General features: G+C 57.7%; 9 protein-coding genes and 3 pseudogenes. 3 read left to right on the top strand and 9 right to left on the bottom strand.

Going from position 1 to position 12,382, the window contains the following annotated elements:
- Nucleotides 1–307, top strand: a pseudogene (locus tag EV130_RS33005) (hypothetical protein); the annotation flags it as partial.
- Between the two features lie 231 nt (nt 308–538).
- On the opposite strand, the gene EV130_RS32020 reads toward EV130_RS33005, so the two are convergent.
- Nucleotides 539–1,909, bottom strand: a complete 1,371-nt coding sequence (locus EV130_RS32020) for an ISNCY family transposase (protein WP_004675917.1) — start codon at nt 1,907–1,909, stop codon at nt 539–541.
- A gap of 311 nt (nt 1,910–2,220) precedes the next feature.
- On the opposite strand from EV130_RS32020, the gene EV130_RS32015 reads away from it, so the two are divergent.
- Nucleotides 2,221–2,958 carry a hypothetical protein gene (locus EV130_RS32015; protein WP_004675918.1) on the top strand — a complete coding sequence of 246 codons (738 nt, stop codon included), beginning with the start codon at nt 2,221–2,223 and terminating at the stop codon, nt 2,956–2,958.
- Between the two features lie 6 nt (nt 2,959–2,964).
- On the opposite strand, the pseudogene EV130_RS32010 reads toward EV130_RS32015, so the two are convergent.
- Both EV130_RS32010 and EV130_RS32005 read right to left on the bottom strand, forming a co-directional pair.
- Nucleotides 2,965–4,386 (bottom strand): annotated as a pseudogene (locus EV130_RS32010) (ISNCY-like element ISRel10 family transposase).
- A 173-nt stretch (nt 4,387–4,559) separates the two neighbouring features.
- Nucleotides 4,560–4,712, bottom strand: a pseudogene (locus EV130_RS32005) (biotin/lipoyl-containing protein); the annotation flags it as partial.
- A gap of 653 nt (nt 4,713–5,365) precedes the next feature.
- On the opposite strand from EV130_RS32005, the gene EV130_RS32000 reads away from it, so the two are divergent.
- On the top strand, nt 5,366–6,094 hold the full coding sequence (locus EV130_RS32000; RefSeq protein WP_004675921.1) for a carbonic anhydrase: 729 nt from the start codon (nt 5,366–5,368) through the stop codon (nt 6,092–6,094).
- A 607-nt stretch (nt 6,095–6,701) separates the two neighbouring features.
- Here EV130_RS32000 and EV130_RS31995 read toward each other — a convergent pair.
- The 6 genes from EV130_RS31995 to nifE form a co-directional block, all read right to left on the bottom strand.
- Complete coding sequence (locus tag EV130_RS31995) at nt 6,702–7,634, bottom strand: cation diffusion facilitator family transporter (RefSeq protein WP_004675922.1); 933 nt, start codon at nt 7,632–7,634, stop codon at nt 6,702–6,704.
- Nucleotides 7,635–7,860: 226 nt separating this feature from the next.
- The gene (locus EV130_RS34350) at nt 7,861–7,947 is read right to left on the bottom strand and encodes a hypothetical protein (RefSeq protein ID WP_237350514.1); all 87 of its coding nucleotides are present in this window, start codon (nt 7,945–7,947) and stop codon (nt 7,861–7,863) included.
- A 731-nt stretch (nt 7,948–8,678) separates the two neighbouring features.
- The gene (locus tag EV130_RS31980) at nt 8,679–9,167 is read right to left on the bottom strand and encodes a NifX-associated nitrogen fixation protein (protein ID WP_009991126.1); all 489 of its coding nucleotides are present in this window, start codon (nt 9,165–9,167) and stop codon (nt 8,679–8,681) included.
- A 3-nt stretch (nt 9,168–9,170) separates the two neighbouring features.
- Nucleotides 9,171–9,665, bottom strand: a complete 495-nt coding sequence (nifX, locus tag EV130_RS31975) for a nitrogen fixation protein NifX (protein ID WP_018247182.1) — start codon at nt 9,663–9,665, stop codon at nt 9,171–9,173.
- Nucleotides 9,662–11,017, bottom strand: a complete 1,356-nt coding sequence (gene nifN, locus EV130_RS31970) for a nitrogenase iron-molybdenum cofactor biosynthesis protein NifN (protein ID WP_004672660.1) — start codon at nt 11,015–11,017, stop codon at nt 9,662–9,664. Before nifN ends, nifX begins: the two co-directional genes overlap by 4 nt.
- Nucleotides 11,018–11,026: 9 nt before the next feature.
- The coding region (gene nifE, locus EV130_RS31965) for a nitrogenase iron-molybdenum cofactor biosynthesis protein NifE (protein ID WP_132662568.1) at nt 11,027–12,382 on the bottom strand (1,356 nt) is incomplete at its 5' end.

Raw genomic sequence — 12,382 nt, 5'->3', positions numbered from 1 at the left:
GTCAGCCGCCTATTCACCGGTGCAAAGCGTCAATCCGCCAGACGCACCATGGGAGCAAAGCTTGGGGGCATCGATCTTCGGCACCCCACAGTACACGCTGCCTGTGGACGACTTGGGAGGATTTGTCCCTCCGAGCTGGCAACACGGCAATCAACCGGTACCAGATGACCTTCTGCCTGCAATGTACTTGTTTGACTTGCTGCCGAGCGCGGACAAACCCACCAACTTCAGTATCCATGGTGTGCCCTACACGGCCACTCTGGGGCCATCAGGCATGCAGAGCGACATTTACCTTTTCCAGCAATAGGGTGGAGATGGATCGAGCAATAGATGCCAGTCGTTCTTACATTCTAACTTTGCGGTTACAATTGCTGTCAAAGCTGATTAGAGGGGCGACATTGTCAGCCAGTTAGAAACGCGACGCTGGCTCTGATGATCAGCCCCGATCCGACCGGCTGGGCCGGGTTGAAAGGGCGGAGCGGGGGCGGGTGAGGGAGTACCTCTTCGGCTTTAGCTTTGAGACGATGCGATTGACGCCTCACTCCGCAGCGTCAAGCTTTGCCAGCGCTGCTTTGCGGCGTTCGATCACTGCCGGATCGTTCATGAAATCCTTCCGCCGTCCCGGACCGTGAGCCCGTCGCACATAGCCGTTCTTCTCGCTGTTGGTCATCACCACCGGCTTCGACTGCTGGTCCTGGCGCTCCTTGATATAAGTCAGAACGTCGCCGAGCCGTTTGTTCTCGGTGATCGCCGCATGCGTCACCCGCTGGTCTTTGTCGAAGGTTTTGTAGGGCAGGGAATGTCCCTTCCATCGTACATCGAGGCGGCCGTCGGCATAGGCATAGGTCTCGACATAGCGGCCGGCCAATCCGCGCGTCACGTCGGTCTCCTCCAGCATGATCCGCTTACGCTCGAACGAAAACGTCAGCTGCGATCCGACATAGCGCTGCTCGCGTTTGCACAGGATCTCCTTCAACCGATCCGGTGCAAGATTTACCGGCCGGTGCAGGTCATCGGATCGGGCAGGGACAATCGCAAACCGCCCATTGTAGTCCACCATGAAGCCAGGCAAAAACGCATTGCCTGCCTCCATGGTGTCGATGCCTGCCAGTCGCAATTCCTTGACCAGACGATCCTGCAGCGTCCGGTTCATCCGCTCGACACGGCCTTTGGCCTGGCTGGTTGCACAGAGAATCTCGATGTTTAGCTCCGAGAGTGCCCGTCCGAACTGGGTCATGCCCTGACCACCCTTGGCCTCCTTCTTCGTCACCCGGAAGACCGAGTGCTTGTCGGAATAAAAGGCGATCGGCGCCCCGTGCTGCTTCAGATAAAGCTCAAGTGCGTCGAAATAGCTGAAGGCGCTTTCCGAGCGCACGAACCGCAACTGCATCAATCGGCCAGTCGCATCGTCGACAAACACCAGGAGCGAGCACGGATCTCCACGATCCTCGAACCAGCGATGCTCGGACCCGTCGATCTGCACCAGCTCGCCATAGGCTTCGCGCCGCAGCCGCGGCTGATGAAACGTCCGCCGCTGCTTGCGTGACAGCCACAATCCGGCCTGCGTCATCCAGCCGCGCAACGTCTCGCGCGACACTCGCAATCCATCGCGCTCGGCAAGCTTCTCGGCCGCCAGCGTTGGACCGAAATCCGCATAACGTTCACGAACCAGCGTCACCGCATAATCCCGAACACCGTCGCTGATCCGGTTGTTCGACGGTCGGCCGATCGCCGTGTGGCGGATCGAGGCTGCGCCGGTCGTGCGGATGCGATCCAACAGGCGTCGCACCTGGCGCTCGCTCAGATCAAGCACATGTGCCGCCGACACCATCGTCATTCGGCCGGCGATCACCTTCGACAAAACCTCGATCCGCTGCAGATCACGCTCGCTCATCGCTACCAATCCCATCTGCAATCTCCCACGTCAGAAAAACGCGGGGAGTGTGACATTCCAACTTTGCAGAAACAGGACACTTCAACTTTGCGGCTACAGTAGTTGTCAAAGCCGAATAGGGCTGCGACGCTGTCGGCCAGTTAGAAACGCGACACTGGCACCGATGATCAGCCCCCGATCCGACCGGCTGGGCCGGGTTGAAAGGGCGGAGCGGGGGCGGGTGAAAGAACACCTCTTCGGCTTTAGCTTTCTCAATAGCAATTGTTCAGTCGCCGGCTGATACTCGCTTTTATCTGAATTGAGCGGGTAGGGATCAAAGCTGCACGATGCTTCCGGAAATCAAGCTGCAGGGTGACGTCGATGTCGCCGCGCTGTCACCTCTTCTTCGCGGCATGCTTCTGTCCGTTGCCTATGCTGACGGTGAGGGTGGCATAGGATTGACCGCGACCGGTGCTATGAACCGCAAATTCGTACATTGGGCCGCTGTGAACTTCCTGTGGCCCGACTTCACAGCCGAAGACCTCTACAGCATGAACAAAGTGCTGAACGAAAGCGACATGCCGCCGCTCTGGGTCGTGCGGGACATGACCCGCCATCTGAAGCTGCTTCGCCGGAAAAAGGATGTGCTGCTGCCAACCAGACGCGGCCGGGAGTTTCTGGTGAACCCGCAAGCCTTCTTCGATCTCGTGGCCACAGACTATCTCTACTCGTATGTCCATGCCACCGAGCGGGAAGCTGAGGTGCAAGCGCGCCTACGCTGGTGGCGCATGTTCCTCAATCTTCTCAATATCAAGGCGAGAGAAGGCTGTACGCCTTTGGACGTCGTGAAGATCCTCTATCCAGACACGGCACCTCTGTCCGCCACCGAAATGACCCTGGAAGCCTGGGAGCTCAAATTCGATCTCCAATATGGCGTCCTGCGGCGCCTGTGCTGGCTGGGCCTGCTTTATGAGGCACGAGAAGGGCTCACGCTTCTTCAAGACGGAGCCTTCCACAAGACGCCGCTTTGGTCCGCCTGCCTGCAATTGGAGTCAGATACGCAAAGCGATATCGGCGTGCATTGACGCCCTTTATTCCGCAGCCGGCTGCCTCAATAACGCTTTCTCCCGCCGTGCGATCACCGCCGGATCGTTCATGTAATCCGTTCTCGGCTTGCGTCCACGCTTCTGGTAGCCGTTCCCCGTGCTGCCATCGCGAATGCCGAACATATGGTCCGTCTGCCCAGTTCGCCGTGGTCCGCCCTTGCTGCGCTGCTGCTCCCGCCCAGCCTGCAGCTCGGCGACAACAGACAGCATGTCGTCCAACCGCTTGTTATCGACGACCTCGGCGCGATGCACGGAGCGTAACGTGTCAAAGGTTCGGTAGGGCAGGGCAAAGCTCTCGTGCATGATCTCGAGGCGCCCGTCCGGATAGTCGCAAACGACGACCTTCTTACCCGCCAGGGACCTGGAAAGATCTGTCGGATCAAGGATGAACAGCACCTTGTCATAGCGCAGCGTCAAAGCCTGCGACAGCGTGCGAACTTCCTTGCGGCACATGGCGCCATCGAGGTTCTAGTGGTCGGCCAACGGCCGGTGCATGTCCTTCGGATTACGCGGCTGTTTGCCAAAACGCGCGTTGAAATCCGCAATGAACTCAGGCGCATAGGCGTTGGCTTCCTCGATCGTGTCCATGCCGCGCAGCCGCATTTCCTTGACCAGCCGATCCTGCAGTGTCTGGTTCGCACGTTCGACGCGGCCTTTGGCCTGCGGGGTATTGGCACAGATGATGTCGATGTTCAGCTCATAAAGCGCGCGGCCGAATTGTGTCAGGCCGCTCGTCCGGTCCTTCTCCGACGCATGGGTCGAACGAAAGACGCCGTGCTTGTCACTGTAGAAGGCCAGCGGTTTGCCCCATTGCTGCAGATAGGCCTTGGTCGCGTGCAGATAGTCGAAGGTGTTCTCCGAGCCGGCAAACCGTAGATGCAGCAGCTTGCCGGTGGCGTCGTCGATATAGACGAGCAGGGCGCATTTGGGCCCACGGTTCTCGAACCACCAGTGATGCGAGCCATCGATCTGTACCAGTTCGCCAAAGCAATCACGTCGGCCGCGTGGCTGGAAAACCCGCTTCTTGCGTTCCCGACGCGAGACCCAGATGCCGGCCTCGGTCATCCATTGCCGCAGGGTCTCCTTGGCGACCGAGATCCGGTGCAGCTCGATCAGCTTCTCACGCGCCAGCGTCGGACCGAAATCCAGATAGCGTTCACGGATCAGATTCAGCGCCGCATTGCGAAACTCCTCGCTATGGCGCCGGTTGCTCGGTCGCGATCGCTTCTTGGAAACAAGCCCGGCCGGACCATCCCGGTCATAGGCCTGCAGCAGCCGATGGACCTGACTTCGACTGAGGTCGAGCCGTTCGGCGGCCTGCACAACGCTCAGGCGTTCGTCACGGATCTTCTGGATGAGTTCGAGGCGATGCAATTCTTTCTGCGACATAGTGATCATAAAGGACATGACGACTCCGACCGCTCATGGTCTCGACCAGGCTGAAGGTCGTCATCCTTGCTCCCGACATTGGCATTGACCAGTCGTCGAGAGGCGAGATTGTCGCATCTCTAACTGGCCCAACTGTCGCATTACTAAATAGCCTCTACAACACCAAATAGCATAATGCAGGTTATGGAACTTTACGCTGAACCGGCCGCGATAGTTACAAGCAGGTCCTTGGCATCGATCTGGTCGCCGGCTTTGACGAGAACTTCGGCGATCGTGCCGTTCTCCTCGGCGTGAATTGCCGTTTCCACCTTCATCGCTTCGGTCGACACCAGCACATCGTCGGCATTGCCGGGTTCGGCCTTGGGTGCGAAGACGGCGGCCGGTGACGCTGAGGAATTTTGCGAGCTCTTGCTGTTGGTTCCTCGCGGACCCGAGCCGCATCTCGTTGTGCACCTAACCGGCTCGGCTCACGTGACAACAAACACAAGAACATCTGGTTGTTTCTATCGAGTTTGGCGCAGGAGGCGCAGGAGGCGCAGGAGGAAAATCAACATGACTGTCGCGGCTAGGCCCATGATTGCCAAAGCGTATAGGCCTGTGGAAAAACCTCCGGGCTGACTACGGAGATACCCTATAACGAACGGCCCCACAAATGCTCCTAGGTTCCCGAGTGAGTTAATGAATGCGATCCCGCCGGCGGCAGCGGAGCCACTAAAGAAGCAGAAGGCAGCGCCCAAAGGGTCCCTTGCAACCCAATATGCCGCGCATGAGCATCCCTCGCCAGAACCCGTCAGGGCCGGGTTGATCTACCGTACGGCCGGGGCAATACTCCAGTATTGGCTTAGCTCCTCCGATGCGTCAAAATTCCGCTTGATGAGTGCTATATCAAGGCATAACCAATCGGCCATTCTCCGATTCCCGGAGAATTGCCGGACATGACTTGGAGCAGGTGCCATTTCTCCGCAGCCATCCCGGATATTGCAAAAGGACCGATACCATGTGCTTTGAATGCAATTCCTCCCCACTCAGCCGTCGCTCCCTGCTGAAATTTGCCGGCATCGGAGGCGTGGCCGTCATGACTGCAGGCTTTGACATGACCATGCCGGCATTCGCCTCGAACGCTCCCGCCCTTCTGCCGGATGAAGCACTGGCAAAACTCCAGGAAGGCAACAAGAAATTCGTCGCCGACACGGAAGCCTGCGCCGCCAATATTTCCAAGCGCCGGCAGGACGTCGCCAAGAGCCAGGCACCTTGGGCGATCGTGCTGACCTGTTCCGACAGCCGTGTCGTGCCGGAACTTGTATTCGGCGGCGTGACGCTCGGCGAACTCTTCGTCGCCCGCAATGCCGGAAACGTGGTCGACACCGATGTGCTCGGCACGATCGAATATGGCACCGAACATCTGCATGCGCCGCTGATCGTCGTCATGGGCCACAAGCGTTGCGGGGCGGTCTCCGCCGCCTGCGAGGTCGTGTCCAAGGGCACCAAGCTCGATGGCTCAATCGGCAAGATGACCCAGCCGATCCTGCCCGTGGCTTTGGCGGAGACCGATCGCGGCGACAATTTTGTCGACAACACCGTCCATGCCAATGCCTTCAACGGCGCCGAGCGCATCCTCACCGAAAGTGCGATTGTTTCTCGCCTGGTCGAGGAAGGCAAGGTGAAGATCGTGCCCGCCTATTATGATCTCGATACCGGCGTGGTCGATTTTCTGCACAAGGTCTGACCTACGAGGCGACTTCATGTTGCCGACGGCTATCCGCGGGCGCCTCGTCGCGTTCGCGGAACCATAGTCGCTGATGACCCTTGCCGCCCGCAGCATCACCCGGCGGGTTACGCGGGCCGGAGCTGAGGTCGCGAGCTGGCTGCCTGGGCGACGCTCTTCTGGAAATTTCCGACCATACGCCTGCGCAACTTGGTGAGCTCAATCGACAGGTCCGACAGCTGTGCGATGACATCTATCGGAACCTGGGCAGCTGGGCCGCGCCCTCCTGAGCCAGTACAAGGACATAGGCGTCGCTCGTTTCAAAGAACGCGAGACAATCGGCCTCCGGCAGGATCTCAACAAGATCAAGACGGCGAAACCGCCTGTGGAGCTTGAACGCAAAGGCGCGATCTGGGTTCAGCCAACCCTATTCGCTGAATCGAGTATCGCGCCTGGAGGCATAACGGAAAACTACGGCATCGAAACTGGCCGCATTGATCGAAGATTGGTACGAACCGTGAAATTGACGCATGGTGGCTGGAAAAAACGCCGAGCTATGCATCCGGTTCGAGGATCACGCCCGTTATGGAATGCCTGCGATACAGGGCTCCAAATTCGGTTCAAAATCCTAATCCGCCCACTCAGGATCGGTTGTAAAGGCGATGGTGAGCCGACGACTCGGACCCTCGTTACCAATCGCGAGCCCGATTTCGTCACGGATCTTATCCCATTCCTGCAATTTCCTCGCCGGGAGGTCCTCTGAGACAACGAAATGTAGCTCGATTTGCCGGCCTCGGCCGACCCGGGCCACATAAGCCCGGTGGGATATGAATCCATGTCGTTCGATGATTGTTTTGGCGACCGCGTCAACTTGTTGTTTGAGATCTAATGGCGTAACAAGCAGTATGTCGGCGAGCGCTCGCCGAACCGTGCCCGCCGGAATGGGAATGATCACAATGCAGATTAATGCCAGCGCGACCGGGTCAATAAACGGCGAGATCCATTCGTAAGAAGACCCCTGAATGAAATATCCGATGGCAAACGCGACGAGTAACCCGATCGTTAGCCCGGCGGACATCAGCCAAGCTTTCGTATCCAGGGCAACGAAATCAGATTTGATCTTACGATTAGCTCGATCACCAATAACCCCCATGGTGGCTGTCACACCGAGTGTTACGACGGCGTAGACGATTGCTTGACTAAAGTTGAGCGGACGTCCCCCATGCAAAATGCTGCCGATTGCGTTGACAAGTGCGTAAACAGCCGACCCGGTTATGAGAATGCCGTTGAGAGCCAAGACTATGGGCTCAAGATGCCAGAACCCCATCGTGAAATGCTCGATAAGTTTTCCTTTGCTGGAGGGCGCTTCGGATGACGCGATGAGCTTTGTAACAAGCAGAGCTACGACAGTCATAGCAGCGTCCGTCAATGCGTAGACACCATCGAATATGATTGCGAACGAACCTGAAATGATCCCGAACAAAATGCCGATGCAGGCAAGGAGGATGGTAACGGCAATTGAAACGCAGAGAAGCCCCTGCTCCGTTCTCATGAAATTCATAGGCTCAGCCTTATAACTTACGTTTCTTTATGGTCCTCTGGACGCGGTACAGACCATCCAATTCAGCTACTGAAGCGAGCACATCCACTTTTGGATCAAGGTACCTTTTTAAATTCAAATGCTGACCTCTCCTGTCCAGTGCTGCTGGCTCGCATGAGCGTCTTTCACATACCTGGCCACAAGACAAAATCGCCTCGCTGTGTTCTGGCAGTGCGGCCTCGACTATCTAAACAAGGGCCAATTTTGCTTTGCAGGTAAAGCGGGGCTGGACATGATGCACGACACGGAAGGACGCATGAACATAGTCCAGCACTTCGCTGACGGTCTCGCCGCCGCGAATGAAGTCGGAGCCACCACAGATAGGGCATGAGCAGGCCACCTGTTACACGTCATCATGGCACGGCCGAGGTTGCAGAGCTTGCGCGGCGATAGGGCTCTCGACGCATCCACGTCATCCGGCAGGTTCGAATTCCGTTGACTCATGGTTGGATCTGATTTGATGAGAGGCGTTCCAAAGAACGCCGAGGTTTTCGCCCTCATGATAGGCTGTGGCTGACACCACGTTCTAGTCTAGCGATGATCGGATCGTCTAGCCCTTTGGCGACTCCTGTAATTACGGCTGGATTGCCAGATGGAAAAGAGCAGGCTTGCGATATACGCCCACTGAAGAAGCAACAAACTAGCCACCATTGCAACGATGACTTCGTGGATGGAATGCCAGACGAAGTAACTCGTTAGTGCCTTCGCCCAGACGACGAGCAGCAGGAGGCCGCAAAAGATTGTGAAACGCAACACCGTTCTCCTGATTTGTTCGCGAGATTGCGCAGCAATGTCGTCTGCGGCAACGAGAGTCTGGCAGTTCTTCAGGCGGCAACCGCCGCGTGGTTGAGAGCCATGATCATGCCAGTGAGCTCACCATCGAACTCTCGTTCTGGCCATTGCAAATGCTGAGATTTTGGCAGCGGCGGCGCGGGACTGCAGCTTGCGGACCTTCTTCAGCTGCTCCACAATGTCTGACATGATCTCTTTCCTCGAAAATTGATGTCATGATGCCCGCGCCACGTCGGGATAGGTTTCGATAACTTCAATAGCGTCATCGACCATTTTCGTGCCGGTCTCGGCGAGCTTGCCTAGCGTCTCAAAGCCGAACCGGTGGACATCGCGCAGGGTCTTCGACAGAACGACCAACCGTCCAGTCGTCAAAAGCAAGCGGCCGAAGCCCTCATGGCCGATCGTCATGATCGGCGATGCCAACAGGCCTGTGCACTCTTCGATCACAAGCCCCACGCAACTGTAAAAATTCTGTAGCCTCCACAGCACATCAGGATCCGGATCGCCTATGATCGGGATCTTACGGCGCTGCTCCTTGGTGAGGATGAAGTCGGCCAGCAGGTCAGTGTCCGATTTGCCTTCCCACGCCCCATGGGCATCCTGAGCGCGGATGAGCCTTATCAGGCATCTGAGAAAAGGGGTGGCGAGATCCCCATCTTCGTTGACAGCAGGGCCATTCGTACTTCCTGTCAATGTACCCATGTCCTAGTCCTCCTCATCGAAAGGCTTCTTTTCAATGGCGCCTGCTTCGGTTAGCACCTTGCGTAACCAGGGTGGCGGAGTAGTCCTGAGCATCGCCCGAGTTCGCGACAAAACATCTTCGATCAGTTGAGGATCGGATACTTTAATTGGGTGGATTTTGGCCGAAACAACTCGGGCTGCCGATGGCCCACCGATCGCCAGACAGAACAATAAGTGACAACCTTCCAACGCCTTCACCTTCGGGTTAATACGATCGACGTCCTCGTTCCGATGCTTTCCGCTCTGGTCGGAAACGTCTTCGAAGTCCAGGACTTCCACCAGTTTCCAGTCGTCGAGACTCACATCATAGACGACGAAACGTTTTGCCGATCCGAAATGGGCGTCGAGAGATTTCATATCTTGAGTGGCGATTGCGACGCGCAACGCGCCAGCCTTCCGTTTTGGAGCTGACGAGTGAACCCCGTCAGGGACGAGGGAAAGGCGACGAGCGGCGATCATCTAGGCAGTTCTCCTTTGCGGGAGGGATCAAGCGATCCAGGACACGGCGCGCGCTGATTGGCCTGGAAGATGTTGGAAACATCGAAGATCAGGTCGCGCGTTCCCTGATAGAGACTTGTGAGCTTATGCTGGCTGCCGAGTCGGTCGAATATCGGGAAGCCCACCCGCATGAGCGGAATCCCAAGGCGCTCCGCCGCTTGTCGTCCATGCGAATGCGTGACGAGAAGATCAGCGCCGACGGCAAGTTCTTCGAGATCGCCAAGATCACCGACCTGGAGCGATTCGGCCGGCATTTCCGCGAGTATTTTTGAGGTGCCGGTCGTGGTGACCGCTGCCGCGATTTCGGCGCCCATGCCGGTGAAGAAGGTAGCGAATTGGTAGAGCTGGTCCGGCTCCACAGCAATTGCGATCTTCTTGCCTCCGAAATGGAAATGTCCGTCGAGCAGGGCGTCCTGCAGCTGTGCTCGGCGACGGCGGATGTTTGCTGGCACCGGCGCACCAGAAATCTCAGAAAGAAACGAGACGAACCGGTCGGCTCGTTTCAATCCTGTCAGCGACTGGAACAATGCGTAAGGGACTCCCGTCCGGGTCCGCAGTAGCTCTGCGGGGCGGCGCATATGCTCGCCGATCGCGATACATTGCGCCGCCGTGCCAAGCTCTTGTATCTCGTCGACGGGAGTACCGCCATAGGTGGTCGGAACCCAACGATCGCCGGGCACCGTGCCGTCGAGAGAGCCGGAAATGTCCGGCAGGATCACCGGCTTCAGACCGAAGCTTTCGACCGTTTCGCGCAGAAGCTCGATGTCAGCGACTGTCAGATGCCATCCTGGTAGGATCGCAATCTTCTTTTGGTGGCGGCTCTGCTCGCCTGGAGTGGTGATGCGCTCGACCATAGAGATGACGGCCTTCGCCCATCCCTCTTCGATCGCTCCCTCGAAATCCGGGGTATTCGCCAGCACAACCTCCGTACCCGCGAGCTCATCGGCACGATCCCGCTTGATGTTGGCGAGATCGCCTGCGAAATCTTCGCCGCGGGTTTCCACCAGGGCTGTCGTGCAAATTCCGATCAGCTTGGGTTTTGCGCGCCTCTTGAGATTTAGGATCGCCTCTTCCAGATTGCCTGCGCCGCCAAGAATGGTCGCCACTGCGTCCAATGCCGTTGTCTGCAAGGGAATGGCTTCCTTAAAGTGCCGGACTAAAAGTACCAGCGCCAAGCTGGTGCAGCCCTGGCTGCCGTGGAACAGCGGCACGGCACGCTCGACGCCAAGAAAGGCGAGCGCGGCGCCGAGCGGCTGCGACGATTTCAGCGGATTGACCGCAGCTGATTTGGTCTGGGGAAAGACTTGAACCATCGGCTTTCCTCAACGCTTGCAGAAGCTGCCGGCGACCGCGCCGACAAAGTTTTGCAAGACGTACCCAGTCTCGTTCTCGCTCTTGGTATTCGTCAGTTCTTCTTCCACCGCATGCTGGCATTCCCACGGTGCCGGCTCCCGCACCTCCATCCAGATCGGATTGTGAATAGCAAGATCGATCTGGCGAACGAGCTCCACCATGCCGTCATAGCCGGCATAGGGGTGGTGGCGTTCCTGGTTGATATCGAGCCAAGGTGTCTTGGCCTTCAGCGCGATGAATTGCGTGCGCCCGCCAGACAACATGATGTCGGCTTTACCGTCGGCGAGCATGTTATAAAGCTCGCGCGGCGCCATTGACTCGAACAGGTGGTTTTCGTCTTTCAGGAGTTGCTTGATACGTTCCTTGTCTTCAGGCGTGGATTTCTTGACCGAGGTGCCCACGATCTCGATGCCCACCTCCATCAGCGCATGGACAACCGACCAGGACTTGACGCCGCCGGTGTTGAGCAACACGCGCTTGCCTTCAAGCCTTGGTCGATATGCTGCGAGTTTCATCCAGGCAATCGCCTCCTCCTCCGCGATCAATGCCTCGGTGCGCTCGAGGATTTCGGGATCCGCCCCCTGCATCACGAGCAGCTTGGCGATCTGTCTGAGTGCTTCCGAGGTGTCGGTAATTCCGTAAAAGGAGCCTTCGAAGAACGGGATATCCCACAGCTCCTCCATTTTGCGGGCGAGGTTGATGAGTGCTGTCGAGCACACCAACATGGACGCCTTGGCGCGATGCGCAGAAGCAATGTCAAGATATCGGGCGTCTCCTGGAATGCAGGCCCTTACTCTGATCCCCAGCCGGTCAAGAAGCGGCTTTACCAGCCAAAACTCGCCGGATAGGTTGAACTCACCAATGATATTGATGTCGTAGGCGGTCACGTCGTTCGGCTCTACGCTGCCGATCACATGATCGAGCAACGCTTCACCGGCGAGCTTATTGCCAAGGTTCTTGGAGCCGGCAAAGCCCGGTGCGTTGACCGGCACCACCGGAAGGCCGAATTTTTCCGCGGCCCGCTTGCAGACGGCCTCGATGTCGTCGCCGATCAATGCTGTCACACAGGTCGAATAGACGAAAATCGCCGGTGGAGCATAGGCCTCCTTGATCTCGCGGATTGCTTTAAAAAGTTTCCGCTCGCCGTGCCCCATCACCACTTCGGTTTCAGTGAGGTCGGTCGTGAAACTGGTGCGCCAGAGCGTTGGACCTGAGGAAGCCGATCCGCGGTTGTCCCAGGAATTGCCCTCACAGCCGAGAGGCCCATGGATCAGGTGCGCGACGTCGGTGATCGGCTGCAGCACGATCTTGGCGCCATCGAAAGC

The sequence above is a fragment of the Rhizobium azibense genome (assembly GCF_004342325.1).
Taxonomy (GTDB): Bacteria; Pseudomonadota; Alphaproteobacteria; order Rhizobiales; family Rhizobiaceae; genus Rhizobium; species Rhizobium etli_B.
This window is presented reverse-complemented; position numbering and strand designations above follow the sequence as displayed.